General features: G+C 38.3%; 28 protein-coding genes and 2 pseudogenes. 13 read left to right on the forward strand and 17 right to left on the reverse strand.

Annotated elements, in window-relative coordinates:
• From QZ620_RS06480 to QZ620_RS06490, 3 genes are all read left to right on the forward strand, one after another.
• On the forward strand, window positions 1–325 hold a 325-nt coding region (locus QZ620_RS06480; RefSeq protein ID WP_295180173.1), incomplete at its 5' end, for a TolC family protein.
• A gap of 86 nt (window positions 326–411) precedes the next feature.
• The gene (locus QZ620_RS06485) at window positions 412–807 is read left to right on the forward strand and encodes a hypothetical protein (RefSeq protein WP_295180175.1); all 396 of its coding nucleotides are present in this window, start codon (window positions 412–414) and stop codon (window positions 805–807) included.
• Between the two features lie 28 nt (window positions 808–835).
• A complete protein-coding gene (locus QZ620_RS06490) occupies window positions 836–1,837 on the forward strand; it encodes a transporter (protein WP_295180177.1) in 1,002 nt (333 codons plus the stop codon).
• A 62-nt stretch (window positions 1,838–1,899) separates the two neighbouring features.
• Here the strand turns inward: QZ620_RS06490 and QZ620_RS06495 are convergent, their stop codons facing one another.
• Genes QZ620_RS06495 through QZ620_RS06505 form a run of 3 tightly spaced genes read right to left on the reverse strand, consistent with a single transcriptional unit; the run spans window position 1,900 to window position 3,433 of the window.
• A complete protein-coding gene (locus QZ620_RS06495; RefSeq protein ID WP_295180178.1) occupies window positions 1,900–2,358 on the reverse strand; it encodes a methyltransferase in 459 nt (152 codons plus the stop codon).
• Between the two features lie 4 nt (window positions 2,359–2,362).
• Window positions 2,363–3,076: a DUF2490 domain-containing protein gene (locus tag QZ620_RS06500; protein WP_295180180.1), complete on the reverse strand. Its 714-nt coding sequence runs from the start codon at window positions 3,074–3,076 to the stop codon at window positions 2,363–2,365.
• A gap of 9 nt (window positions 3,077–3,085) precedes the next feature.
• Window positions 3,086–3,433, reverse strand: coding sequence for a rhodanese-like domain-containing protein (locus QZ620_RS06505; protein ID WP_295180182.1), 348 nt, complete (start codon window positions 3,431–3,433; stop codon window positions 3,086–3,088).
• A 122-nt stretch (window positions 3,434–3,555) separates the two neighbouring features.
• Between QZ620_RS06505 and QZ620_RS06510 the strand changes: the two genes are divergently transcribed.
• Entirely contained in the window at window positions 3,556–4,107 is a 552-nt protein-coding gene (locus QZ620_RS06510) for a bifunctional 2-polyprenyl-6-hydroxyphenol methylase/3-demethylubiquinol 3-O-methyltransferase UbiG (protein ID WP_295180184.1), read from the forward strand.
• Window positions 4,108–4,148: 41 nt separating this feature from the next.
• Here QZ620_RS06510 and QZ620_RS06515 read toward each other — a convergent pair whose 3' ends face one another.
• On the reverse strand, window positions 4,149–5,552 hold the full coding sequence (locus tag QZ620_RS06515) for an MBL fold metallo-hydrolase (protein ID WP_295180186.1): 1,404 nt from the start codon (window positions 5,550–5,552) through the stop codon (window positions 4,149–4,151).
• Window positions 5,553–5,735: 183 nt separating this feature from the next.
• Between QZ620_RS06515 and QZ620_RS06520 the strand changes: the two genes are divergently transcribed.
• On the forward strand, window positions 5,736–6,008 hold the full coding sequence (locus QZ620_RS06520; protein ID WP_295180188.1) for a hypothetical protein: 273 nt from the start codon (window positions 5,736–5,738) through the stop codon (window positions 6,006–6,008).
• A gap of 48 nt (window positions 6,009–6,056) precedes the next feature.
• Here QZ620_RS06520 and QZ620_RS06525 read toward each other — a convergent pair.
• From QZ620_RS06525 to QZ620_RS06545, 5 genes and pseudogenes are all read right to left on the reverse strand, one after another.
• Window positions 6,057–6,545 (reverse strand): annotated as a pseudogene (locus QZ620_RS06525) (carboxymuconolactone decarboxylase family protein).
• Between the two features lie 142 nt (window positions 6,546–6,687).
• Window positions 6,688–7,251 carry a TetR/AcrR family transcriptional regulator gene (locus tag QZ620_RS06530; RefSeq protein ID WP_295180190.1) on the reverse strand — a complete coding sequence of 188 codons (564 nt, stop codon included), beginning with the start codon at window positions 7,249–7,251 and terminating at the stop codon, window positions 6,688–6,690.
• 161 nt (window positions 7,252–7,412) lie between these two features.
• Window positions 7,413–7,883 (reverse strand): ASCH domain-containing protein, encoded by a 471-nt coding sequence (locus QZ620_RS06535; protein WP_295180192.1) that lies wholly within the window; start codon window positions 7,881–7,883, stop codon window positions 7,413–7,415.
• Window positions 7,884–7,984: 101 nt separating this feature from the next.
• On the reverse strand, window positions 7,985–8,728 hold the full coding sequence (locus QZ620_RS06540) for a DUF3891 family protein (protein WP_295180194.1): 744 nt from the start codon (window positions 8,726–8,728) through the stop codon (window positions 7,985–7,987).
• The gene (locus QZ620_RS06545) at window positions 8,725–9,741 is read right to left on the reverse strand and encodes an AraC family transcriptional regulator (RefSeq protein WP_295180196.1); all 1,017 of its coding nucleotides are present in this window, start codon (window positions 9,739–9,741) and stop codon (window positions 8,725–8,727) included. The genes QZ620_RS06540 and QZ620_RS06545 overlap by 4 nt, the downstream gene beginning before the upstream one ends.
• 189 nt (window positions 9,742–9,930) lie before the next feature.
• On the opposite strand from QZ620_RS06545, the gene QZ620_RS06550 reads away from it, so the two are divergent.
• Genes QZ620_RS06550 through QZ620_RS06580 form a run of 7 tightly spaced genes read left to right on the forward strand, consistent with a single transcriptional unit; the run spans window position 9,931 to window position 15,841 of the window.
• A complete protein-coding gene (locus tag QZ620_RS06550) occupies window positions 9,931–11,385 on the forward strand; it encodes a glycosyltransferase family 2 protein (RefSeq protein WP_295180198.1) in 1,455 nt (484 codons plus the stop codon).
• Window positions 11,360–12,421 carry a glycosyltransferase gene (locus QZ620_RS06555; RefSeq protein ID WP_295180200.1) on the forward strand — a complete coding sequence of 354 codons (1,062 nt, stop codon included), beginning with the start codon at window positions 11,360–11,362 and terminating at the stop codon, window positions 12,419–12,421. The genes QZ620_RS06550 and QZ620_RS06555 overlap by 26 nt, the downstream gene beginning before the upstream one ends.
• Complete coding sequence (locus QZ620_RS06560) at window positions 12,418–13,476, forward strand: glycosyltransferase (protein ID WP_295180202.1); 1,059 nt, start codon at window positions 12,418–12,420, stop codon at window positions 13,474–13,476. The genes QZ620_RS06555 and QZ620_RS06560 overlap by 4 nt, the downstream gene beginning before the upstream one ends.
• The gene (locus QZ620_RS06565) at window positions 13,466–14,335 is read left to right on the forward strand and encodes a glycosyltransferase family 2 protein (protein WP_295180204.1); all 870 of its coding nucleotides are present in this window, start codon (window positions 13,466–13,468) and stop codon (window positions 14,333–14,335) included. Before QZ620_RS06560 ends, QZ620_RS06565 begins: the two co-directional genes overlap by 11 nt.
• An 18-nt stretch (window positions 14,336–14,353) precedes the next feature.
• Entirely contained in the window at window positions 14,354–15,001 is a 648-nt protein-coding gene (gene gntA / locus QZ620_RS06570) for a guanitoxin biosynthesis heme-dependent pre-guanitoxin N-hydroxylase GntA (protein WP_366935447.1), read from the forward strand.
• The gene (locus tag QZ620_RS06575; protein WP_295180208.1) at window positions 15,001–15,579 is read left to right on the forward strand and encodes a hypothetical protein; all 579 of its coding nucleotides are present in this window, start codon (window positions 15,001–15,003) and stop codon (window positions 15,577–15,579) included. Before gntA ends, QZ620_RS06575 begins: the two co-directional genes overlap by 1 nt.
• A 4-nt stretch (window positions 15,580–15,583) precedes the next feature.
• Window positions 15,584–15,841 (forward strand): hypothetical protein, encoded by a 258-nt coding sequence (locus QZ620_RS06580; protein WP_295180209.1) that lies wholly within the window; start codon window positions 15,584–15,586, stop codon window positions 15,839–15,841.
• A gap of 49 nt (window positions 15,842–15,890) precedes the next feature.
• On the opposite strand, the gene QZ620_RS06585 is transcribed toward QZ620_RS06580, so the two are convergent.
• From QZ620_RS06585 to QZ620_RS06620, 8 genes are all read right to left on the reverse strand, one after another.
• Entirely contained in the window at window positions 15,891–16,934 is a 1,044-nt protein-coding gene (locus QZ620_RS06585; protein ID WP_295180211.1) for an L-dopachrome tautomerase-related protein, read from the reverse strand.
• A gap of 64 nt (window positions 16,935–16,998) precedes the next feature.
• Window positions 16,999–17,631: an SDR family oxidoreductase gene (locus tag QZ620_RS06590; RefSeq protein WP_295180213.1), complete on the reverse strand. Its 633-nt coding sequence runs from the start codon at window positions 17,629–17,631 to the stop codon at window positions 16,999–17,001.
• 36 nt (window positions 17,632–17,667) lie between these two features.
• Window positions 17,668–18,669, reverse strand: coding sequence for an NADP-dependent oxidoreductase (locus tag QZ620_RS06595; protein WP_295180215.1), 1,002 nt, complete (start codon window positions 18,667–18,669; stop codon window positions 17,668–17,670).
• A gap of 5 nt (window positions 18,670–18,674) precedes the next feature.
• Entirely contained in the window at window positions 18,675–19,151 is a 477-nt protein-coding gene (locus QZ620_RS06600) for a MarR family transcriptional regulator (RefSeq protein WP_295180216.1), read from the reverse strand.
• A gap of 2 nt (window positions 19,152–19,153) precedes the next feature.
• Window positions 19,154–19,579: a DoxX family membrane protein gene (locus tag QZ620_RS06605; RefSeq protein WP_295180218.1), complete on the reverse strand. Its 426-nt coding sequence runs from the start codon at window positions 19,577–19,579 to the stop codon at window positions 19,154–19,156.
• A gap of 141 nt (window positions 19,580–19,720) precedes the next feature.
• Window positions 19,721–20,242, reverse strand: coding sequence for a DUF421 domain-containing protein (locus tag QZ620_RS06610; protein ID WP_295180219.1), 522 nt, complete (start codon window positions 20,240–20,242; stop codon window positions 19,721–19,723).
• Between the two features lie 91 nt (window positions 20,243–20,333).
• Window positions 20,334–22,460 carry a catalase gene (locus tag QZ620_RS06615; RefSeq protein WP_295180220.1) on the reverse strand — a complete coding sequence of 709 codons (2,127 nt, stop codon included), beginning with the start codon at window positions 22,458–22,460 and terminating at the stop codon, window positions 20,334–20,336.
• A 204-nt stretch (window positions 22,461–22,664) separates the two neighbouring features.
• Complete coding sequence (locus QZ620_RS06620) at window positions 22,665–23,897, reverse strand: GAF domain-containing sensor histidine kinase (protein ID WP_295180221.1); 1,233 nt, start codon at window positions 23,895–23,897, stop codon at window positions 22,665–22,667.
• Between the two features lie 218 nt (window positions 23,898–24,115).
• Between QZ620_RS06620 and QZ620_RS06625 the strand changes: the two are divergent.
• Window positions 24,116–24,882, forward strand: a pseudogene (locus QZ620_RS06625) (excinuclease ABC subunit A); the annotation flags it as partial.

The raw sequence follows: 24,882 nt of genomic DNA on the forward strand, positions 1-24,882 counted from the left end.
TCTACAAAAATCGAAAATCAAACTTCAGGATGCAGAATTAGAATTATATAGTGAACAGCTCAATCTTCAGAATAAAATAAGAGGATTGAAAGAGCAATTTCTGTCCTACCAGGAGCAGGTTTTGATGATCAATCAACTGGTAGAAAATTACGAAATCATGCTCAATGCTGAAGAACGAAAGTTGCAACTTGGCGAGAGTTCTGTATTCCTTGTCAATACCCGGGAAAAGAGTTTGATAAGCGCAAAACTGAAGCAAATTAGCGTACAGGAAAAACTCTGGAATACCCGAGCTGAACTTACGCAGGTTCTGGCAATACTGGAATAAATTAACATTCTGGATCATCGTTTTTTCCAGTGAATTCTATTTTTCAAGCCTTGGTTCATCCTATCTTAGCGGTCGGAAAAATGACTATGCAAAAGTCCTTCAGTCTATTCGTACTTTCCCTCTTTATCTGGGGCATGTTAGCACCCGTACTTCCGGTTTTTGAATATTTTATCAATTATGATTATATAGTAGAGGTTCTATGTATCAATAAGGATAAACCCGAACTTGAATGTGATGGAAAATGTTATCTAAAAGATCAGCTTTTAGGAAGTTCTATTGTAAAGAATGACACTTCAGAAAAACAACTGGTCGATTACAGGTATAAACCTTTACCGCTGTATTTTCATCAGGGAACTAAGATCAAAACAACTCAATTAGTTACATGTTGTAGTCAACTCTTACCTGATTACAAAATGGTCGCCACAGAATATATTACTGAAATTCCTTCGCCTCCTCCGCGGAAATTTCTGCTTTCCGTGTAAGAAATAAGTCAATTTTTAATATCAAGAAATGAAGAAATTTTTAATCCCTTTTCTGGGATCAGTATTGCTGTGCTCAAATATGATGGTAGCACAGGAGAAGTGGAGTAGTAACAGGGCAGATGGACATGCGCCAATAAGTATTATGGGTGATCATACTCATAACAAGGGTGAGTTTATGCTCTCATACCGATATATGCCAATGTGGATGGATGGATTGATAAATGGTAGTGATGAGATCGAAAATGGTGAAGTATTCGACAGGTATATGGCGGTTCCTCAGGATATGCGCATGGATATGCATATGATTGGAGCAATGTATGCCGTTTCTAGTAAAGTAACGCTAGCGGCTATGATAAACTATATCGATAATGATATGGATTTAAGATCTAAAATGAGCATGGATTTCACTACAGAATCTTCAGGTTTTGGAGACATAGCCATTAATGCGTTAGTGAACTTTTACGATAAGAACAGGCAAAAAATGCATGCTAATATTGGTGTGTCAATTCCTACCGGTGATCTGGAGCAGTCCGGTGATACGCCAATGATGCAAAATGCGAGACTTGCATACCCCATGCAATTGGGTAGTGGTACGCTAGATCCAGCTATAGGAGTTACTTATCTTGGGCAAACTGATAAACTTTCCTGGGGTTTACAGCCAAAATTCAAATTTAGATTAGGTGAAAATTCTCAGGATTATACTTTAGGAAATCGATTTGATGTAGTTGCATGGACAGCTTATAGTCTATTCCAAAGCTGGAGTGTTTCAGGTAGTTTAAGTTACTTCGATCAACAGGAGATCGATGGAGTAGATGCAGCAATGAACCCTATCATGATGCCCTTATTCGATACTATGAATTCGGGTAGAAGTCAGTTAGATCTGGGTATAGGAAGCAATTTTTACGTGCCAACCGGTACATTAAAGAACCTGAGAGTGGGTGTTGAAGTAAAGCTGCCTCTGTACCAGGATGTGAATGGTATTCAGATGAAAAACCAGCTTGCAGGAACCATTGGAATTCAATATTCATAGAGTATAAAAGAGTAGTCTTTAAAGCTGCTGAATATAAATGCCACTCTGCAGAGTGGCTTTTTTTATAAGAACTTTCTGGTAGTCTTTTTATAATTTGAGTATTCGGGATATTTCAGTAGTAATAGTTGCTCTTCATAATTAGATTTAAAATAGAATAATATGAATAGCAATAGTGTAATTATTAGTCGAAATGCCGATTCAAAGAAAATTCCGAAGCTAAAAGCAGAGAGAATTATTGCAGTATAGATGGGATGTCTGGATATCGAAAATGCTCCACTGGCTATCAATTTCCCGCCATCTACTGGTGTAGGAAATACCGACATTATATTTCGTAATTGAAATAGCGTAAATAAAGCCAGCCCAATTCCAAAGATGCCGGGAGCTAAGATGATGATTCTTAACCAATCTGGCAGCTTTATGCTCAAGCTCAAGAGATCTACCGGTATGAAATACGCAATGAATAATAAGAATTGCAAGCTCAAGAAAAGGTAATCTTTCACCTGCAAATTCTTTGAGCGCATCATTTTAGAAAGTATAACTTAAAATGGTATCCCAGATATGCCTGTGCAGGTCATTTCCAGATCGAGGTAACACTATATAATGATAGCCAGAGGTGATGTTCAGGCCTTTCGCAATTCCTATTTGCGGTCCTATAAAAACCCAGTTTTGATCTACAGTATCTGGTAAGATCCCGGAATCAAAATTTAGAAACAACTCGTCGTAAGCGACCAGAGATATGTTCGGATTTTTCAACAAATTTATACTTGCTGTCAAGCGGTATCTTAATCGAGTGCGGTAATTACTACCATCAATTAGCTGCTGGCCATTACGTTCTACGATCGCATCGATAAATCGTTCTTCAACTCTCAATCGATGATTAAAATTCATTGAACCAATTTCGTGGGACAGCGCAACCTGTTGCCAGAGATTATGTTCGTAAAAATCTGGTTTGGCGATATTTATATTTTGATCATTGTGGAGATAACTATACCCGGCAGCAAAACTAAAAATACTATCAAGTCGATAATTGACAGATGGGCGAATTACAGTTTGTTCATGATACTTTAAAAAAGAGGTGGTACGATGATGATACTCCAGCCTTACATTCCAGTCCTCGCCAATATTCTTAGTTAGAAAAGCTGCATTCCAGCTGCCGTATTCCTGTCTTTCCTGGGCATAACCCGAAATTGTAAAGGCCAAAAATGTAATTAAGATAAATGCGTAATTTATTTTTCCCATGAATTTTGTTTAGAGATCATAACCTGAAATTCCTCCTCTTAGCTCATAAATTTTTGTAAATCCATTGCGCGACAAAATTCTGGCTGCTTTCAGGCTTCTCATTCCAGACTGGCAATAAAGATAAACAGGCTCAGATTTTGACCATTGCAATGATGCTTGTAGAAAATCATTCTTTTGCATAACATCCTGATTGATCGCGCCAGGAATAACACCCGTAGCGAATTCTCTTTTAGTTCGTACATCGATAATTTTCCCGGAATTTTTGGAAATGGCTTTTTTAAAATCATCCGGATCTAACCTGATTATGTTATGATTGGTGGTTTGCTGACTTCGAAATAATCTTCGGAAGAGGTTCATTTAATTTTTTCACTAAAGTAAGATAGATTAGCGACCTATTGAGTAACATTAGTTGCTTCTCTCTTTGTTTCGAAAATAAGACTCAGATGCAAGAATCACAAATATTTCAGTACATACAAAATATGGATATCTACCTGCTCGACCAGATCATGAAGCAGAGGTATAAGGGCAATGACAGAATACTTGATGAAGGTTGTGGTGAAGGAAGAAATCTAAGATGGTTCGCCGGCTTTGGTTATGATATTTGGGGAATTGACATGGACGTTGAAAGGTTGAGCATCGCCAGGGAAATCTATCCAAATTTAAAGGAGAATTTGATGCATGCAAGGCTTTCAGAAATACCATTTCCAGATGCTCATTTTGATCATATCATTTGCAGCGCTGTACTTCATTTTGCTGAAGATAAAACTCATTTTTATAGAATGTTTTCAGAATTGATAAGAGTTCTAAAGCCCACAGGAAGTATTTTAGTTAGAACAGCTTCTAATATTGGTCTGCTGGAAACTACAGAAGAATTATGCGATGCTTATAATGATAGAAAAGCAGGCTTTTATTTAGACAGAGAGACTATTTCCCAATTGCTGGACAAATACGATCTTAAATTGCTGGAACCTATAAAGACTACGAATGTTCAGGATATTAGAGCGATGACTACACTGGTTCTACAAAAATAAAGGCGATCAGAGACCGCCTTAAATATTTAGAAGTTTATCGCTTATAATGTAGAAGGACACACGTAGTTAGTTGTATTGAGACCAGCTTCCCTGATGGCTTTAAAACCACCCTGTACATCGACCAGGTTATGAATTCCCCTGCTTTTTAAAATTGAAGCAGCGATCATACTACGGTAACCACCGGCACAATGAAGATAAAATTTCTCATTCTCAGGATATTCCGATAGGTGATCATTTATTTCTGAAAGAGAGGTATGGACTGCACCTGGCAAGTGTTCAGATAGGTATTCAGCTGATTTTCGAACATCAAAAACAGGTGCATGTTCTACAATTGTCTTCAGCTCTGTCGCACTGATTGTTTCCACAGTATCAGTTTCTTTAGAAGCCTCGATCCAGGAATTAAAACCACCTTTTAGATAGCCTATGGTATTATCGAAACCTACCCTGGACAGTCTGGTGATTGCTTCTTCGATTCTGTTTTCATCGCCGATTAGTAAAATTGTTTGTGCAACATCCTTGATTAGATCGCCCACCCATGGAGCGAAACTGCCATCAAGACCTATAAATATCGAGCCAGGAATATGTGATTTTGCAAATTCATCCTGATGTCTAATATCCAGCATAACCGCACCAGTCTCATTCGCTGCTGCTTCAAATGCTTCAGGACTTAGTGCTTGTAATCCTTTAGCCATCACTTTATCGATACTTTCGTAACCTTCTTTATTCAGTTTAACATTCATTGGAAAATAGGCAGGAGGAGGAAGCAAACCATCTGTCACTTCCTTTACAAATTCAGCTTTGGTCATATCTGCTCTCAAAGCGTAATTTATTTTCTTTTGATTACCCAGGGTGTCCACTGTTTCCTTCATCATATTCTTTCCACAGGCAGAACCTGCACCGTGGGCGGGATATACTATAATATCATCTGCAAGAGGCATGATCTTTTCCCTAAGACTGTCAAATAGTATTCCTGCGAGTTCCTCCTGGGTCATACTTGCGGCTTTTTGCGCAAGATCGGGACGACCAACGTCTCCAAGGAAAAGTGTATCACCTGTGAATAATGCGTGATCCTTCCCATTCTCATCCTTCAGTAAATAGGTGGTACTTTCCATGGTGTGTCCCGGAGTGTGAAGCACTTTGATCTTCAACTTACCAAGGTTGAACTCCTGTCCATCTTCAGCGACGATCGCTTCAAATTCTGGATTCGCCTCTGGACCGTAGATGATAGGTGCGTTTGTTTTTTCTGATAGTGTTAAGTGACCCGAAACAAAATCGGCATGAAAATGTGTTTCAAAAATATAGCTGAGTTTTGCGCCAGCTTCATTTAATCTGTCAAGATAAGGTTGAACTTCCCTTAGCGGATCTATAATAGCGACTTCTCCATCACTTTCAAGGTAATATGCGCCCTGAGCCAGGCATCCCGTATAAATTTGTTCGATTTTCATAATTATAGCGTTTAATAAAGCAAAGATAGGACTGCAAAATGAAAGCAGAAGTAACATTGGTCACCTAAAGCTATTTTTACTGCCAATCGTGTGCTTAACAAAGAGATAATGCTAGCCCGCTTTTATTAAAATAGCTGAAACACCTATGCCAGACTGAGAAGTTATATTTCCATAAATAATTCTATGAAAACACAACAACTTTTCGATAGCCTGTTAAACTGGTTTAGACCAGGCCATAAAACCCATGTCTATTATGTCGAAAAGCGAATGAAGTTCGGGAAATATCATGTACTACACCGCGAAAATTGCGAGGTATTGCCAGATGTGAATGGCAGGTTGGAAGTTGGAAGAGGAAGTGATATGGAACTGATACTAACGCAGGCGAAAAAGCACTACCAGCATGTAGAACTTTGCCCGCAATGCTGTAAAATAGAGAAACCTGAATCTAATGCATAAAAAAAGCAGCCCTGAAGGGGCTGCTTTTTTTCTAATATGCCTGTAATATTAGGCATTCCACTTAAAAGGCTCAAAACCTTTATCGATAGGAGTTTCAGCAATATGATTCGTGTAGTTACTAATTACTTTTTGAGAAAGTCCAAGTACGATATCCAGTAACTGTCTTTGAGGATACCCAGCATCATAAAATTCCTGGATCTCAGATTTTGAAATATTTCCACGATTTTTAGTAAGCGCCAGGGTTGTATTTCTAAGAACTTCCGGCTTTTCTGAAGGTAGTTCAGTCTTATCACGCAGCGCATTGCTAATAGCATCATCAACTTTCATCGCTTTGGCAATAGCAGTATGCGCAGGCATACAATAGTGGCATTCATGTTCCACATTTATGGTTTGCCATACAACAGTTAATTCATCCTTGTTAAATGATGAATTGGAAAATAGCTCATGCAAGTGGTATGCATCCAGTAATTATGGTGAACCTGCAAGTACTGCATGCAGATTAGGTACATATCCGTAAGCTTTTTCAGATTTTTCCAAAAGTGCTTTCCCTCCTTCAGGAGCAGATTCTTTAGTGTGTACAGTTTAAAAATCTGTGTTCTTTTCAGTATTCATAATTATCAATTTTTAATTAAATATATGATCGTATCTAAACGATCGTTTAGTTTCAGGGTAAATTTTTTTATATGTTTTTAAATATGTTCTTAATATAATGTTCCAATTGATCTTCAGTAAATATTCTGGTGGCAGAGGAAAGTCCGAACATCGAAATTAAAAGATAATCTGCCTGTTCTTCGATTTTATCCAGATCGTAATTTCTTTCAACTTTTAGTTTATCAGCAAAAATCTGTTTGATCTCATCGGTAAAACTTTTTAAAACCTGCGGAATTTTCTCTTCGCTTTCCAGACCAATTTCATTCGCGGTATTCGTGACCAGGCAACCTTTACCATTCTTAGTGTCCCTCGTAAAATCCACAAAGTCGTAAAAGTATTCCTTAATAGCTGGAATACCTTCTGTAGATTTAACTAGTTTATCGATTAGAACGAACAATTTTGATTTATAACATTCCAGACTTTTTAAAAACAGGCCGTCTTTATTGCCGAAACTAGAGTAGATAGAAAATTTATTAATTCCCATTTCTTTCTCAAGCATTTGCATCGAAGTATTGCCATAACCGTTTTTCCAGAAAAGATTCATTGCCTTTTCTGCTACTTCTGTTTCGTTGTATTTTTTGGTTCTTGCCATAATGCTGGTACAAAACTAACCAATCGTTTAGTTTACACCAAAAGCTTTAAGAAAACCTTATCATACTGGAAATTGACTAAGGGTGTGACCGATATATAATCAGGTGTTTATTGTTTTGCGCATCAGTATACAGTTTGGAAATGTTTCTTAGTATTTGGAGATCATACTTCACTATATATTCTTCTGAAATGTTCACAAACAATGATCATATTCTCATCAAATTCATCACTATAATTTTCAATTTCTCTTTCATAATAAGCCTGATGTACTTCTTTCCAATACTTAAGCGACTTGTCTCCCTCCCCTTCAATCTCTGCAAATTCCGCGGTAATTTGATTAAAAGCTACGTGTTCTATTTTGGTAGTTTTAATGATTGCTTTGGGATTTCCAATCCAGTCTGTTACAATAGCAAGATCGCCAGCTTTCGGTGAAACTTCGTTATGCTGCTCGAAATACCAAAGTGAAGTAGCCGTGGCTTTTTTAATGTCTTTGACTACCAGGTCTGCGCATTCATCTGCATCCTTCTTATTATCACAAAAATAGTAGTGTGGAGGAATTGTGTTCGTAGAATAGTCTGGGTTAGAACTTAGAAACCTGTTCCAAAACTTTTCAATATCAGACCTAGCGTTCATATTCGTGCCTTTTTTGTAGTTATTAGCATCACTGAAATCACTAGAAAACTTCAGTTAACTACATTAGTATGTAGAAAGAATCTGCTGAGCTCTATAAAGAATTATTTCAGTTTACTGATTTTCCAATGCCTCAGACTAATTGAAGTATTCCGAAGACAATCTTCAAATTCTATATTTCCGGAGAATGACGCCTTTTCCAGCATTTTGTATTCACAACTTAACTCGAAAGAATCCTGTTCAAAAATCCAAGGCTCTATAAAGATGTCATCAGCTTCATTTCTTGAGATCACATATTTGGTATTCTGAATACTTGTGTTGATCTCAAGTTCCCGATTTTTGGCGGGTACTCCATTCTGGCAAAGTATGAGTGAACATCTATCTGCAAATACCATGATCTGGTAAAGGTCATGTACCTCCTGGTCAGTCATTGAATTTACTTTCATGAGTTCCTGTATTTCCACACTGATCTCATTCATAAAGCGATCAATCATTATGCTCTCTTCGGAAAGATCCTTGTATAAAAACTCCAGGTGTTTCATGACTAGAATAGTGACCCAACTAGACTTAAGTCTAGCTTGTTCCAGTAACCTGCGGCTTCTTTTAATGATCTCGTTAATATTTCTGTCCTCGTCGAGAAAATCCTGAGGAGTACCAATATTGGTGAGGTAATCCTTTTCTCTGAAGTTTAACTGCCGGTCGTCATGTTCTACGATGGCAGTGAGGGTAGCTACCCAGTTTCTACCTTTAATATCTGGCTTCAGTTGGTCTGCAATTTTACCCGCCAGCAATCCATGTGCAGAATGTGAGAAGATCTCCCAGCCTTCAGCATTAGAATTTACGATCATACTTTTTCCTTATTTCTTACGGCAGTTGGAGTCATTCCATACTTTTCTTTAAAGATCTTGGAAAAATGACTTCTGCTGTTGAGTCCGATTTCATATACAATCTCACTAATGGTTTTATTGGTTTTCAGCAATAACAGCATCGCAGTTTCCATCCTTTTACGTTGAATGTATTCATGAACTGTGCAATTAAAAAGTATTTGAAACCCTTCCTGTAATTTCGTTTCGGTTATTTCAACAGATTGTGCGAGGGAGTTAATATTGCCAAGCTCTGAGATATTCTTATCTATTTGAAAGATCACCTGTTTTACTTTTTCCAGATCTTTTGGCCTGAGTACATTTTGATGGTCTTCAGGTTTACTGTCTTCCCGGTAGAGCATGAGCATGTAAGTAAGAAGCTCCAGAGCTTTTGCCCCGTGATAACTTATCCTTTCCAATCCAGGAGTTGTGAAATCTCTTAATTCCTGTATGAGATGAGACATCTTAAGGCTATATTGTGTATGGTGATATAGCGTTCGCATCGCATTAGTATCTGCAAATATCCTGTGATAGATGTCATCCATATCTTCCAGGGGAAAAGTAAGTTGCTCTACAAATTTCTTTCTATCTACATCGAGCACTACTGCAGAGACCTTGAAACCTCCAGGAAACATGATCTTATTGCCGCTGCCTCTGTTAGCCCCAATTATTACTGACTGATCCTTCTCTATGTGATGCACGATATCTTCATCCCGGAACCTATGGTCAAGACGACCTTCAATAACATAGATAAATTTAAAAGGATGCACCATATCACCATGGAAATCTAAACAGGTATCACTCTCCAACTTTGTTTCGAATCTAAAGATGCCGACACCGTTAGGAAAATTTATTCCTGATATTATACCATCCCCATGCTCATTGGAAAACTCGATATAAGCTTCTCCATAATTTTCTGTATAGTCCGTTTCAAAAACAGATGCTAGTTCTTTTAATAGTGATTTGGCTGACGTTTCAGCAATTTTAATGGTCTGCATTCTTAGTGGTCGGTTTTAGTTATACTAAAATATTAACAAGTCTCTATTACTACAGGAATCTGAAGTTAAACCTTTCCTAATAAGAAGAATATCGTTAAGCTCAAATGTAAAACCGCACACTTTCAAGCGCGACTTCCACCAAATTCGTAAAAAGAAAAGGAAATTTTGAAAGTATCTCAAAACATTTTAATGCTTTGCTATTTTATGACCATTGTGATGATCATATCTTATTTTGCAGTAGGTTTTGAAATGACTTTGATCATAACTTTAAGCCTGTTAAGTCTTCTAATGTTGGTAGAATCGATCGCAAGAATTAGATTCTGCCGCCGCCAGAATAAAATTAGTTCAAAATCTTCCAGGCTTCAAAAGTCACCAAGAGTTTCGATACATATTGCCATTTGTAATGAACCTTCAGAATTGGTTATCAAAACAATTCGGGCAGTTCTTCAGCTTAACTATGAGAATTACGAGATCGTAGTTCTGGATAATAATACTTCAGATCTAAAGCTATGGAAACCGGTTCGGGAATTTTGTAACAGATATCCTGAAAAAGTGATCTTCAAACACTTTGACAAACTTACTGGATACAAGGCAGGTGCTTTGAACCAGTGTCTGAAACTAATGCATCCAGCTACGGAATATATATTTACTGTAGATGCAGATTATATTTTGAAACCTGATAGTCTTTGTAAAGCTGTAGCGGTCATTGATGGTACAGATGCAGCAGTGGTTCAATTTCCTCAGCATTATACACTTCATCACGAGCGTCATGGATTATTCAACGAGCTGGAACACTTTTTCAGTGGGTATGCTGAAGCAGGGAACCGTAGTCTTTCCACTTTACCAACCGGTACCTTAAGCATGGTAAGGGTAGAATCATTATTATCTGTTTCAGGATGGCCTACAGATTCCCTTACGGAAGATGCACACCTGGGAATTAAATTTCTATCTGAAAAATTTACTACCTACTTCTCAAATCAAATTTTAGGGCAGGGAGTTATGCCGGGAAGTATTGCAGATCTACGCAAACAAAGACATCGCTGGGTATATGGAAATACTCAGTGTTTCCTGAAATTTTGCAGTCTTCGTGTGCAAGACCAGTGTAAATTATCAGTTTTCATGCAATTATCTGCATGGGTAAATTTATTGTCCTTCCCAATTGTATTTAGTTTAATCTATATACTGGCAGAAATATTTACGAGCTGGCAGATTTCAGACTGGATTCCAATGCTTATCCTGAGTCAATTTAGTATTTACGTGTTCGGTAAATTATTCTTATTTCTGTCCAACTCTAAAAACACCTTTCAATATAATTTTAAAGCCTTCCTGATCCATTTAGCACTGAGTTTTGAGATGGCTTTTTCACCTATTATGGCGTTGATAGGAATGCCGGCTAGTTTTGTTACGACCAGCAAATTTGCATCGGTTTCCAGTCTCAAACATATTCCGCTCAGGATTCCAACGCTTTTATTTATGATGACGATGTTATTATTTGCGGTGGGAAAAACTGGAATCGCCATGTATAGCCTTCAGGTAAGCTTGCTTTTTCTATTATCAGGAATTTATCTCTATTCCGAATTTACACCTAAATCGATTAACCAACTAAAAATACTTCCGGATGAAAATAGCCATTCTCGCGCATAATAAATTTCCTATTGCCGAGCCGTATGCCGGAGGATTGGAAATGATTACTCACCAGCTGGTGCAAACGCTTATGGAACGGGGACACGAAGTTCATTTGTATGCGCTATCCGGTTCAGACCCTCAGTTTGACGTGACTTCTTTGGATATTGTTCAGGTTGCAAATAATGAGTTGACCGAATCCAAAATTGATGAACTTATGTATAGAAATGTACTGGAGATCATTGAATCCATAGATTATGATGTGGTACACAATCACAGTATGCATGAACTACCGATCATTTGGGGAGCAAGTAGCAGGCACCAGTTTCTTACTTCCTTTCATACACCGGTTTTTGATAGCATTCATTCGGGCCTTGAAAATATCTTCGGAAGAGATCATAGTGAAAAATTTAGCGTAGTAAGTAAAAAATTAGGCGAGACTTATGCTCACTTACTTCCGGAAAAAAATGTAGTCTATAATGGAATTGACACTGCTGCATGGACTTTTTCCAAATCTGCTGAAGAAGATAAACTTTGTTGGATTGGTCGTATTTGCAAGGAAAAAGCCCCACATCTGGCTATAGATTATGCTTTAAAAGCAAATAAGAGAATTGTTCTGGCCGGACCACTTAGCAATTCTGAATATTTTAAAGAATATGTAGAGCCAAGATTAGAACTCGATGGAGTCGAATATATTGGACATCTGAAGCATAAAGGTTTAAACAAATTAATTGGTTCCTCTGAAGCGACCTTATTTACCAGTTTGTGGGATGAACCTTACGGACTCGTAATTGCTGAATCACTCGCTTGTGGAACGCCTGTAATATCTTTTAATGTAGGAGCTGCCCCTGAAATCCTGACCAAAGAGACAGGGTTTCTTGTGGAACTTGAGGATGAAAGAGAATTTATAAATGCAATCAAATCCTGTAAGAAGCTTGACAGAAATGATTGCCGTGAGAGAGCTATAGATTTTTGTGACAAGGCGCAAATGGTGGATGCCTATGAAAACCTCTACGAAACAATGATCTCTGAAAAGCTAAAAAAGGTTGCGGTATGATAGGGTATTACGCACATCAGCATGGTAGTGGTCATCTTAATTTTGCCCGCTTGTTTGCAAAGGTTTTTGGTGACGAGATCTGCACTTTTAGTAGTTTAAAAAAGTCTGGGGCTATGAAAGGGCAATTCGTGCAGCTTGCAGACGAAAATCCTGATGGTACAGCAAGCGAAGAAAACCAGATTGCAGAACCAGATTATTTGCACTACAGTCCGGTTGGACAAAGATCTATACAATTGCGAAGCGCGCAGATCTTGCAGGAAGTTGTGGAAAGGAACATCAAATTGATGATCGTTGATGTAAGCGTAGAAATCGCAGCGTTGATGAGAAGTTCATCAATACCTTATGCTTACGTCAAACTTCCAGGTCACAGAGATGATGCGGCACATGTACAAGCATTTCAAGGTGCTGTATTTGTTCTTGCATATTACCCTGAAGAATTTGAAAGCGAGCAAACACCTGTTTGGCTTCGGAAGAAAACGATCTACCTGGGCTTTATTACCGATCGGAAGATCGGGCAACAAATAACGGCTGCTTCAGAAGAAGTGAAAAATATCCTCGTGATTAGTGGGGGAGGAGGAAACGAAAGACTTCTTAACGCGATCAATGTACTTCCGGAACGTTTTATTTCCGCAGAGATCAGGGTTATCGGGATGCCGAAGGAAAGCTTCAGTAGTGCCAGAATCAAGAACTGTGGTTATGTTCAAAATTTTCAGAATTTATTAGAGCAAGCTGATCTTGTCGTGGCGAATTGCGGACTCAACTCCGTAACCGAAATCTTACAGGCTAAAAAAGCTTTTGTGGCGATCCCGGAAGAAAGACCTTACAGAGAGCAGGAAACTACCGCAACTCATCTATATGAAACTGATCTGGCCATAGATCTGAACTCTCTATTTGATCTGGAGGATTCAGAAATATTAGAACATAAAACTTTGAATGTGGATGATGAACTCAGGGCAATCAAAAAACTAAAAGATCAGATAAGCAGGAATTATGGTCGATTACCCTTAGTTCCGCAATTATTTGCAAACCAACCAAAACAGCAGCATGCAGAATAAAGTAAATTTTACAGTCATCACGATCGTTAAAGGTCGCGAAGAACATTTACATAACTTACTACGAGGTGTCAAGAGAAGCAGTCTGCAGCCAGATGAGATCAGAATTGTGGCGATTGATGTTTTACCAGATGTATCTGCTTTTCACGATTTACCTATTGAGGTTTCTCAAATTAGTTCCAAAGGCGCAAATCTTCCGATAGCTGAAGCAAGGAATATAGGCGCTCAAAATGCCAAATTTAACCACTTGATATTTCTCGATGTGGATTGTATTCCTCATCCAGATTTTTTTGATGATATAATCACTAAAGGTCTTTCTCATAAAACATTGATTATGGGTAATCCACATTATCTTGAGAGTAGCATTCCGAAGAATTTTGAATTGAACGATCTTGAAAAACTTAGCGCTGCACATCCTGCCCGGCCAGTAATCAAAGAACTAGCCGAAGCCAGTGATTATATGCTTTTCTGGAGCCTCGCTTTTTATATTCCCAAGCAGTTATTTAAAGTACTGGAAGGTTTCGACGCCCAGTTTACAGGCTACGGTGCAGAAGATACAGATATGGCTATGAAAATAAGTCAGCTTAAAAGTATTTATCCATTGATATTGTCACCCGCCAAGGTTTATCACCAGCAACATCCGGTGCATTCACCACCAGTTCACCAGGTAGAAGCGATTGTTATCAATGCACGAATATTTTACGATAAATGGGAACGATGGGTGATGGAGAACTGGCTTGAGCAATTTAGAAATCTCGGATTGATCCAATGGGAGGCAGATGGAAGCACTATTGAAATCTTGAAGAAAGCTGATAAAAATTTGATAGAGCAGTCCTACAAACCACAAGCTGCATACATGTAGAATTAAAATTGAATGAAGATGAAAACGAAAGAGAAATTCGAACAATGGATCCTTGAGGAGGATCATCCTTGTATCATGGCACAAACGGTTTTTAGCCAGGAACATGTAAAAACCAAGCAATACGGTAAACTGGGAGATCCCCAGCATACCAAAATTTTGCTAAAGGACCTTGAAAAGTATATCGCAGAGTATGATTTTGAGACAAACGATTTCAAATCTTTCATCGCAGTTTTTCCGGAATCAACTATTGCTACAGAAGATGAATTTGAGCGATTGTTATGGAAACAATTAGAAGAAATTGAGAAAATAGATACGGTAGACTGGGATCCTTCAGTAAGTCGGGATCCGGAAGATGATAATTTTAGCTTCAGTATTGCCGGAAGATCTTTTTATATTGTAGGGATGCATCCTAATAGTTCAAGAAAGGCTCGTAGGAGTCCGTATCCTTCCATAGCCTTTAACCTGCATGTTCAGTTTGAGAAATTGAGGGAAATGGGAGCTTATGAAAAGGTGCGTGACAAAATTAGAGAGCGAGATAAAGAATTACAGGGAAGTATGAATCCAATGTTAGAAGACTTTGGATTATCAAGCGAAGCAAAACAATATAGTGGTAAAGCGACCGGTAAAGACTGGGTTTGCCCATTCCACCAATTAGAAACAGAGTAATGAATAACTTTTTTAGTGATAATAGAAAGGCAATTTATGGTGGAATAGTAGCTACCGTACTCACAGGGTTAGGAATATTCCTGTTAGGTCAGCTTTCCGGTTATGAAGCTAAAGAACTTATTGAATCCTCTCATAGTGGTCTAAACATGCTTTGCAATACGATCACCCTTGCTTCTGCGACGATACTTACCTTGTTACTAACTTTACTGGGAATAAGTACCGGTACTGAATCCAAGTTAAAGAGCGCCCACTACTATCAGGTGCTGGATATCGCAAAACTCGATACCATCCTAATAGTTAGTGCAATTGTAATGTTTCAATTATTCAATATTCAAATCACCGAAGCAGATAATGTTCCTTTAAACTGGTATTCATCGATTTACTGGATAAGCTTATTCTGTACTTCAGTATTAAGCGGAATGATGATCACGGTTGTACTGATGCTTTATACCACCATTACAGCGATCATACACATAGTTGGTCTTAAAAATGACCATAGATTGATTACCAGGGAAGATGAGGAAGAGAAGAAAGAGGAAATGTCGAACGAAAAAGAGAAAATGTCGAACGAAAAATGATATTATGAATGCAACAGCCAAACACCTGCAAACGATCAATTCGATCCTATCCAAAAAACAACTGCGCAAGAAAGAATTTCAATTTTTAAATAGAATAAATGCAGACCATATAAGAAGTATATCTGTTACCACAGATGGTGGTTTCGATCCGGAATCGGGAGAATTTCATAAAGAAGATCGCCCATTGAATTACAAGATAAGACTTAAATATTCTGATTCAGGAAATCTTCGGATTAAATGTTTACATGCCGAAAAAGCATAAAAAAAGCAGATCATAATTTGATCTGCTTTTTTTATAAAATAGTTCAAGACTATAGCTGAATCCTGTAAATACTGAATTCCATATCTGAAATATCTCCTTTCACCTCATTGATCCTCGAATTCGTATAATATAAATATCCGTCGTAAATACTAAAAGTATCTGCCCAGCGTATTTTTTCACCCTGTGCAAGAACTTCCTGCTCTTCCAATTTGGTATCGAATCTCATGATAGCATTATTTTCGAGATCTGCCAGGTAAAGCATTCCATCGGAATTTAGAATCATCCCGTCTGGTGCAGTCGTTTTTGAAACTTTCTTTACCGAGTTCTGAATCTCCTCCTTAGATCCATCGCGAAGAGTTTTTGTAGGGACTTGATAAAGCGTATAGCCCGTTAAGGCATGGTAGTAAAGTAAACCTTCCGCTTCATCTAGTGCAATTCCATCTGAATGTATCGTGTTTTTATACTGTTCCCCATTGATCGTTAATTCGTCAGTTTCGGCCAGAGTAGAGTAATGGTCGCTTAAAACACGTTTGCTTTCTCCAGTTTCCATATTTATAACAACTAGACCAGCGTGATTTGAATCGGTTAAATAAATGTGATCGTTCGCTCTATCCACACGCAGATCATTTATATAAGAATCCCTGTAAAAACTATCTTTTCCTAATTCAAATATATGCTTCAGCTTATTTGATTCCAGGTCAAAGACGAATATTCGCGGATTATTCACCACTCCTTTAAATAGCGGATTTCTGGTGTCCAAAACGAACAACTCATTTTCAGAAGCAATGACAGATTGCACCGCCACAAATATGGAATCCTGATTCTTTTCTCCAACTTTCCAGCTATTCCATCTGGCATCTGGGTAAGCTACAGCCTCCTTGTTTTCACCGATCTCCACAACAGAATGCTCGACATTCTTTCGCCATCTCGGAAAATTCGCGAAGATCCTTCCTTTTGTGCTAATGCTAATTCCTGTAACCTGCTGCCCCTTGAATGCCGTCACTTTTTCGACTTCAGATTGGGAAACTATCGGTTCCTGGCTCGTTACTTTCTGAGAAAGAACTATCAGGATTAAAAGTAATAATCTTTTCATAGTTTATTTTTTAGAACAGAAAAGAACTGAAGTTCATTCAGTTCTTTTCAAATATGTTGATTTATTATGCCTTTACAGCATTGTTGATTTCAGTATCGCCGGAAAGAATTTCAAAAGTTTGATTACTTCTAACATCATCTTCCAGAACGGCTATTAACGTACGAGCAACATCTGCTCTGGAAATCTCACCCATTTCTGAAAACTTTTCTTTTAGTTTGATCTTCCCAGAAGCATCTTTGTTAGTTAATGATCCAGGTCTTACAATCGTGTAATTTATACCACTGGATCTTAGATGTTCATCTGCATTCTGTTTTGCCTGAAGATATTCCTGCAGATCTTCGCTTACTGAAGGATCATCTGCTCCCATAGAACTTAACATCACAAATTTTGAAGCTCCGGAATTTTTAGCAGCATCAGTAAGCTTTTTAGCTCCCTCCTGGTCTACACCTATAACATTCTTCCCACCAGAACCAGCAGCAAAGATCACTTTATGCGCGTTTTGAGTGGTATGGCTCAGGTCTTTCTCCAGATCCCCCAGAATAGTCTTTACATTCTGAGATTCGAATTCTTTTTGTTGCTTTTCCTTGCGTACCATGGCAATTGGCTCATATTCTGTAGAGTTTTTAAGTAGATCAACAATAATTTTTCCTGTAGTTCCGGTTGCTCCGGCAACTAATACATTTTTTCCTTTACTCATAACTATTATTTTTAATTAACAAATTTCTAAATTTAATTACTTGTTTTCGAAGGTTTCGGCAAGGCTTACGATGACTTTACCCTGGGCTCTACCTGTAGCCAGATACTCGAAAGCTTCCACTGCTTTATCGAAAGAATATACCAGGTCAATAACCGGTCTAATGGTTCTGTCTTCCACCATCGTCTTGATTTCCTTAAGTTGAGGTGCATTTGGCTGCATCCAGGTTAAGGTATATTGAGCGGATTTTTCCTTGATAAGTTTGCTGAGTTTTTCAGGCATTTGATAGTCGGTCATTCCCATTTGCTTAGCCGTTTTTTCATCTGGTGGTCCAACGATACTTGTAACTTTTCCGCCATCTTTAATGATCTCGAAAGCATCAAAAGTATAATCATCTCCGAGGGTATCGAAAACGATATCCAGGTTGTTCGCAACTTCCTTATAATCTTCGTTCTTATAGTCGATCACTCTATCTGCACCAAGTGCTTTGACCCATTCCACATTCGTATCACTCGTGGTCGTGTAGACTATAGCACCTATGAATTTGGCGTACTGGATTGCGAAGCTACCCACACCACCGGAACCTGCATGTATTAGGATTCTATCGTCCTTCTTGATATCAGCCTTTTGTAGCGCCTGCATCGCGGTAAGCCCGGCAAGTGGCAGAGAAGAAGCTTTTTCGAAAGTTACGTTATCAGGCTTATGTGCGATCACATTAGCGTCTACGGCTACAAATTCAGCCACAGTACCCATGTATTCCTGTGGTACACGACCATAGACTTCATCTCCAACTTTGAAGTCTTTAACTTTACTCCCAATTTCGACGATTTCTCCGCTCATATCATAGCCGATCCCGGTTGGAAGATCCAATTTCAGCATATCTTTTAGATGACCCTGTACCAATTTGTAATCAATTGGATTAAGAGCAGCAGCCTTTACAGCAACTAAAACATCATTATCGGCTATTTCGGGTTTGCTGGTTTCAGCAAATTCAAGACCGTCCTTAATTTCTCCGTATTTCTTTATTTGTAGTGCTTTCATATTTTTTATTTTTCTGAATTTATATTCATTTCCTTTTCATTGTTCAATATCTCAATCCAGGAATCAAGTGTTTTCTTTAATAGCATAACATCTGTAACCTGCACGTCCTCATTAAGTAGCTTTCCAAGCAGATCTTTAGGAATGTTCCTGGCTTGTTCTTTATAGTCAAGTCCCTTCCTGGTCAAATTGACTTTTACTGTTCTTTCATCTTCGGAAGAGCGGGTACGTAACAGTAAACCATTCTTCTGCATACGCTGAATGAGAGGTGACAAAGTATTGGTATTTAGTAAAAGTTTTTTCCCAATTTGATTAACGGTTTGCTCATCTTTCTCCCAGAGCACAAGCAGAACCAGGTATTGCGGGTAAGTTAGTCCCATGGTATCCAGGTAAGGTTTGTACGCCCTTGTAATTAATCTGGACACAGAATACAAGGGAAAACAAATTTGATTTTCTAATTTTAGATTCTCATTTTCTTCCATCATTATCATTTCTTAGAATTTCTCCAGGCAGTCCATGCGCCGGTAGACCATAAAACCCAGGCTATTAGTACAGGCTGAAAAAATAATCTTATAAGTCTTGCTCTATCTGAATCCAGCACTCCGAAAGCATCTTTACCATCAACATACTGCGCGATATTTCCTGGAAAGATCAGTACAAAGAAAATGGCCAGGAACCATCCAACATTGACACGCTGGTTTTTCCAGAAGAGTAGGGCAAGACCCAGAATCATTTCAACGATCCCGGAAAGAATTACCACTAGATCTTTACTCATTGGCACCCAGTCTGGCACTTGCGCCTGGAAGTCTACACGGTTAAAACTTAAATGACTAAATCCTGCGTAGATCATGAAAACAGAAAGTAGTATTCGGAAGATATTCTGTAGGGTAGTAGTTTCAATATAATTCTTCATAAGAGATGTTCTACATGCGATTATGTCGTGCACGATGCAAATGTAAGTTGAATGACTCGTTATGGCTACAGACTTATCAAAAGTTTAACTTCTATGGATAGTATTCTGCTTTCAATGATGTAGGAAGAGATCTAGTTACACTTATTTCCTACGTACATCTTTTAAGAGCCAGTCATTTACAGGTCTTTTATCATGGGAGTGGATCACCACAATATTCCCAGTTGTTTCAAAAACTACTGCTTTTACATCTGCAAGTTCTACGATATTTGCTTCTCTTAATTTGGATCGAAGGTCGGTTACCGTTACTCTGGCTTTGGTAAGATTATCATGAAGGATATCATTTCCATCCATTAAGAGCAGCGGAGAATTATCTATAGCTTCTCTGAAAAAATCCCATCTCCGTAGATAGGCTGCGACTAATTGGAATAGGTATATAAAGAAGAGTCCGATCATTCCTTCCGGAAGCGTTACAGAATCAGACAGTACAGTAGAGGCCAGCATCGATCCAACAGCAACGGTCATCGCAAAATCAAAACTGGACATTTTTGAAAAGCTTCTTTTTCCGAATATTCTGGTATAAATTATAATGGATATATAGATTCCCAGACAGGATATTACAATCGCTAAAGCAGAATCTAATGTTAAGTCAAACCATTTTTCCATAATTATATACTTTTAAAAATCATTGAAACCAATACATGTTTAAATAAAAAAACCGCTGGTAAATACCAGCGGTTTTTCTTCCTGAATATAATTAAACAGGTATAGACATTGCTTCTTTCTGTCTCGACCAGTTTCTGTGAGCTGCAATTTGTTCAATGAACTTTGCTGGAGCTTTATCGATTAAAACAGCGGCATCTTCCTTGAACTTATCCAGATAAGTATTTTCGATCTTACCCATCACTTCTTTATCCAATGCAATTGCTTTGCAATGTTTCAGCGTTTCGTTGATGAACTTTGCTGTTTTCGGAGCTTTGTTTAAAGCTTCGAGACTTTTAGTGCCTCCCGGAATATAAATCGCATCAAATAGAACACTTTCCGTAGTTAATAAAGCAGCGTCCACTTTATGACTTTTGCCTTGATCACACTTTACAGTACCACCATGAGGGGCCAGCAATTGAACCATCGCTCCTTTATCTTCTAAAGCTTTTTTCATTTTCCCCATCGACTCACCATCAAAGCCATTTCCAACAAGAAAACCGATCTGGCGTGTAGCAATACTATCAGATTTTAAATGAGTAAGGCTAAGTGCTTCAGATTTATCGAGATAATTCTTTTTCTTAGGTGGTTGATGCTTTTCAACATCGGCATCTGCTCCTATAGCCTGGTTTACCGGACCTTCAACTTTACTTGGAATTTCCATACCCAATCCTTCAGCAACCTTAGCTGCAAGATCCTCATCGATCTGATTGATGATATAAAGCATACGTTCCTTGATATGATCGTAGGTACATTTTCCTATTTCGAACGTATAAGCATTTGCAACGTGATCTTTTTCCCAGTCGGTTAAACTTCTGTAGAACAGCGCTGGTTGAGAATAATGATCATTAAAGCTTTCGCTTCTAGCTCGCGTCTTTCTACCATCAATTCTTTCTTCATAAGGAGTAAATCCGCCCTCAGCCATTTTTGCAAGATGTGGGCAACCTCCACCAATGGAATTAGGAAAATATGCAGTCTTTCCTTTGTTGATCGTCATTCTCATATGAGCGTCACGCTGATTGTTATGCGTTTCGTTCACCGGGCGGTTAATTGGTAATTCGTGGAAGTTAGGACTTCCAAGCCTCGATAACTGCGTATCTGTATACGAGAATAATCTACCTTGTAGTAATGGGTCGTTGGAAAAGTCTATTCCGGGTACGATATGACCTGGGTGGAATGCCACCTGTTCAGTTTCTGCAAAAAAATTGTCTGGGTTACGATTTAGGGTCATTTTACCAATACGTTGTACCGGCACTATTTCTTCAGGGATGAGTTTCGTTGGATCCAGAATGTCGAATTCGAACTTATGTTCATCTTCTTCAGGAATGATTTGAAGACCAAGTTCCCATTCTGGAAAGTGTCCCGCATCGATCGCATCCCAAAGGTCTCTTCTATGAAAATCGGAATCTGCTCCATGAATTTTTACTGCTTCATCCCAGGTAACTGAATGTGTACCTAATAATGGCTTCCAATGAAATTTAACGAAATGAGATTTGCCTTCAGCATTAACTAATCTAAAAGTATGAATTCCGAAACCTTCCATCATTCGCAGACTTCTTGGAATAGCACGATCACTCATTACCCAGATATGGTTATGCAAGGTTTCCGTAGTAAGGGAAACGAAATCATAGAAAGTATCGTGAGCAGATGCCGCCTGTGGTATCTCACGATCTGGTTCAGGCTTTACCGCATGAATCAGATCAGGAAATTTCATGGAATCCTGAATGAAAAATACCGGCATATTGTTTCCTACAAGATCAAAAATTCCTTCGTCTGTATAGAATTTCACAGCGAATCCACGAACATCTCTCGCCAGGTCTGCAGAGCCTTTAGAACCTGCCACGGTTGAGAATCTTACGAAAACAGGAGTTTTTCTGCTGGTATCTGTGAAAATGGGAGCTTTGGTATATTTGTCCATACTTTCATATAGTTCAAAATATCCATGAGCACCACTTCCTCTCGCATGAACGATCCTTTCCGGAATTCTTTCATGATCAAAATGGGTAATTTTTTCTCTTAAAATAAAATCTTCCAGGAGAGTAGCTCCTCTTTCCCCGGCTTTCAGGGAATTGTTGGTGTCATTTACCTTTACACCCTGGTTGGTAGTCATTGTTTTACCTTCGGCATTCTTGGTATCCCTTGTGAGATCCTGGGATTTTTTATCCTTCTCTTTCTCGCTCATCTTTTAATTAATTTATTAATATGGTTGAATTAAAATTAGCAAGTAAAAATGAAACAAGTGTGCGATATAGGATCGCCTGTTTGTCGTTAGAATATTTTTAGGAGAATTATAACAGTAAGTGGTCTGTCTTTTAAAATTCTTAACAAAACTGACCCTTCCCTTTTCATTTCGAATTCTGGAAATGGATATGGAAGATTATGAATTTTAATTTGCCTGAATTTGGTTAAATTCAGGTTTTGAAATGGAAAAGTTAAAGGTAGTATCTTTATTTAGTGTGCTTTTTACCGAAATTTCTCCATTCATGGTATCCACCAGTTTTTGTACTGTGCTTAGTCCAATTCCATGACCTCGCTCATCTGGTGTACCATTTACGTTAATGACAGTAAATAGCTCAAAGATTTGATCCAGGTTTTCTTCAGGAATACCAATCCCATTATCGGTAACAGAAAAATGATAGAACTCTTCATTCTCAATACAGTCTATATCGATCACGATCTCTTCAGCATTATTGTATTTTAAACTGCTGCTAATCAGGTTCATCATTATTTGCCCTAATCCTGCACTATTTCCCAGAATATTGAGATTTTCTACCGGAAGGCGAATATCACAATTGGAATCTATATGCAATAGATCAATGGTATCTTCAAGTAGATCATTCAGAAAGAATTCTTTTACTTCCGAAGCTTTTGAACCATCTTCAGAATAATATTCCAGTAAACCAGTGATGTATTCACTTAATTTTAATCCGGAATTTTTTATATAATCGAGATATTCTTTTCCCTTATCATCGAGTACGCTGGCATATTTTGCCTTTACAATATCTGAGGTGATAATCATGTTGGCCAGGGGCATTTTAAGATCATGGCTCGCATTACCAGCAAATTCCCGAAGGATCTTGTTATTTTCAAGCTGATTATTTTGTGCCTTTTTTAGTTCGGTGTTTTGAAGGTGATATTCATATAAGATCTCTACCTGTTTACCCAAAGCGATTAAAGATCTTTTTAGATGTATGCTTAATTTTTTAGGTGTTTTGTTGATCACACACAGCGTTCCAAGCGGCAATCCTTGTTTATTTAAAATTGGAACGCCAGCATAGGATCTAAAATGGGTTTCTTCATCCAGAACCAGTGGATTGTCCTCAAAGCGAGTATCTTCTAGAGCATTATCCACCTCGAAGACTTCATTGGGTTTTAATATTGCATGTCCACAAAATGAAACATCACGGCCGGTTTGATCTGCTCCCAGACCTTTTTTAGACTTGAACCATTGAATGTCCTTATCCAGAATGGTAAGCAGCGCTACAGATGTACCACAAATCTCACTGGCCAGAGTGGTAATAGTATCGTATGATTCCTGCGGAAGTGAATCTAACAAGCCAAGTTGTCGTACACTTCGTAATCTCAGATCTTCATTGTCCGGTATTTTGGCTTTATTCATGTAATAGTACTATTAATAACGCTGGTTGTAGCATTGCCTTTACAGGGTCGAAAGTACGGTTCTCCAGAGCGTCTTCCAAATATGTAAAAGTTGTCTAATTCTCCAGGATTATGAGAGCCTTTGATCCGTAGATTAACAGAATCATGCTTTAAAATAGTCCAAAAGCAATTCTCGGCAGATAGGTTGATGAGCTATAAGATTCTCTATATCTTTAATTTTTGAAAAAGAAAGACAGATCTATGCGCATCATCAATGCTTACCAGAATAACCTGAAGAATCTTAGCCTTGAGATTCCCGAGAATAAATTGATAGTTCTTACCGGACTTTCAGGTTCGGGAAAGTCATCGCTGGCGATGGGAGTTATAGGGAATGAAGGCTACAGGTTCTTCCTGGAAAGTTTGCCGGCATATAATCAACAGAATGCAAATCTTATTCCTACTGCGGAAGTTGACGATATCGAGGATCTACCTCCGGTTATTAAAGTAGAACAATCCAAAAGGTTTCAATCCATCAATACCACCTTCGGAACCCTTTCTGAAATAGCATCGGTTTTCAGAATAATTTTCGCCCGTTATTCCGCAAGTAAGCCAATGAGCAAATCTTTATTTTCTTTTAATCATCCCAAAGGTGCCTGTGAAACCTGTCGCGGAATTGGTGAAGCTGAATATATTGATATTGAAAAACTGGTTGGTGATGAAAATAAGACATTAAGAGAAGGCGCTATCACTACCACTTTGCCCCGTGGTTATATCGTCTATTCTCAGATCACTGTTGAAGAACTCGATAAAGTATGCCACGCGCATGGTTTTAGCGTGGATATTCCCTGGAAAGACTTAACAGACGAGCAAAAAGATGTTGTCCTGAACGGAAGCGATCGCCTCAAAGTTTTCTACGGAAAACATACGTTAGAATCAAGATTGCGCTGGGAAGGCTTTAAGGCGAAACCAAGAGAGGAAGGTTATTATAAAGGAATGCTTCCAATTAT

The sequence above is a fragment of the uncultured Christiangramia sp. genome, from assembly GCF_913046405.1.
GTDB classification, from domain to species: domain Bacteria; phylum Bacteroidota; class Bacteroidia; order Flavobacteriales; family Flavobacteriaceae; genus Christiangramia; species Christiangramia marina.

Bases quoted from the DNA above. Each gene is read 5' to 3' on its own strand.
- QZ620_RS06485 (WP_295180175.1), top strand. From the start codon at position 412: ATGCAAAAGTCCTTCAGTCTATTCGTACTTTCCCTCTTTATCTGGGGC.
- QZ620_RS06490 (WP_295180177.1), top strand. From the start codon at position 836: ATGAAGAAATTTTTAATCCCTTTTCTGGGATCAGTATTGCTGTGCTCA.
- QZ620_RS06495 (WP_295180178.1), bottom strand. From the start codon at position 2,358: ATGCGCTCAAAGAATTTGCAGGTGAAAGATTACCTTTTCTTGAGCTTG.
- QZ620_RS06500 (WP_295180180.1), bottom strand. From the start codon at position 3,076: ATGGGAAAAATAAATTACGCATTTATCTTAATTACATTTTTGGCCTTT.
- QZ620_RS06505 (WP_295180182.1), bottom strand. From the start codon at position 3,433: ATGAACCTCTTCCGAAGATTATTTCGAAGTCAGCAAACCACCAATCAT.
- QZ620_RS06510 (WP_295180184.1), top strand. From the start codon at position 3,556: ATGGATATCTACCTGCTCGACCAGATCATGAAGCAGAGGTATAAGGGC.
- QZ620_RS06515 (WP_295180186.1), bottom strand. From the start codon at position 5,552: ATGAAAATCGAACAAATTTATACGGGATGCCTGGCTCAGGGCGCATAT.
- QZ620_RS06520 (WP_295180188.1), top strand. From the start codon at position 5,736: ATGAAAACACAACAACTTTTCGATAGCCTGTTAAACTGGTTTAGACCA.
- QZ620_RS06530 (WP_295180190.1), bottom strand. From the start codon at position 7,251: ATGGCAAGAACCAAAAAATACAACGAAACAGAAGTAGCAGAAAAGGCA.
- QZ620_RS06535 (WP_295180192.1), bottom strand. From the start codon at position 7,883: ATGAACGCTAGGTCTGATATTGAAAAGTTTTGGAACAGGTTTCTAAGT.
- QZ620_RS06540 (WP_295180194.1), bottom strand. From the start codon at position 8,728: ATGATCGTAAATTCTAATGCTGAAGGCTGGGAGATCTTCTCACATTCT.
- QZ620_RS06545 (WP_295180196.1), bottom strand. From the start codon at position 9,741: ATGCAGACCATTAAAATTGCTGAAACGTCAGCCAAATCACTATTAAAA.
- QZ620_RS06550 (WP_295180198.1), top strand. From the start codon at position 9,931: ATGCTTTGCTATTTTATGACCATTGTGATGATCATATCTTATTTTGCA.
- QZ620_RS06555 (WP_295180200.1), top strand. From the start codon at position 11,360: ATGAAAATAGCCATTCTCGCGCATAATAAATTTCCTATTGCCGAGCCG.
- QZ620_RS06560 (WP_295180202.1), top strand. From the start codon at position 12,418: ATGATAGGGTATTACGCACATCAGCATGGTAGTGGTCATCTTAATTTT.
- QZ620_RS06565 (WP_295180204.1), top strand. From the start codon at position 13,466: ATGCAGAATAAAGTAAATTTTACAGTCATCACGATCGTTAAAGGTCGC.
- gntA (WP_366935447.1), top strand. From the start codon at position 14,354: ATGAAAACGAAAGAGAAATTCGAACAATGGATCCTTGAGGAGGATCAT.
- QZ620_RS06575 (WP_295180208.1), top strand. From the start codon at position 15,001: ATGAATAACTTTTTTAGTGATAATAGAAAGGCAATTTATGGTGGAATA.
- QZ620_RS06580 (WP_295180209.1), top strand. From the start codon at position 15,584: ATGAATGCAACAGCCAAACACCTGCAAACGATCAATTCGATCCTATCC.
- QZ620_RS06585 (WP_295180211.1), bottom strand. From the start codon at position 16,934: ATGAAAAGATTATTACTTTTAATCCTGATAGTTCTTTCTCAGAAAGTA.
- QZ620_RS06590 (WP_295180213.1), bottom strand. From the start codon at position 17,631: ATGAGTAAAGGAAAAAATGTATTAGTTGCCGGAGCAACCGGAACTACA.
- QZ620_RS06595 (WP_295180215.1), bottom strand. From the start codon at position 18,669: ATGAAAGCACTACAAATAAAGAAATACGGAGAAATTAAGGACGGTCTT.
- QZ620_RS06600 (WP_295180216.1), bottom strand. From the start codon at position 19,151: ATGATGGAAGAAAATGAGAATCTAAAATTAGAAAATCAAATTTGTTTT.
- QZ620_RS06605 (WP_295180218.1), bottom strand. From the start codon at position 19,579: ATGAAGAATTATATTGAAACTACTACCCTACAGAATATCTTCCGAATA.
- QZ620_RS06610 (WP_295180219.1), bottom strand. From the start codon at position 20,242: ATGGAAAAATGGTTTGACTTAACATTAGATTCTGCTTTAGCGATTGTA.
- QZ620_RS06615 (WP_295180220.1), bottom strand. From the start codon at position 22,460: ATGAGCGAGAAAGAGAAGGATAAAAAATCCCAGGATCTCACAAGGGAT.
- QZ620_RS06620 (WP_295180221.1), bottom strand. From the start codon at position 23,897: ATGAATAAAGCCAAAATACCGGACAATGAAGATCTGAGATTACGAAGT.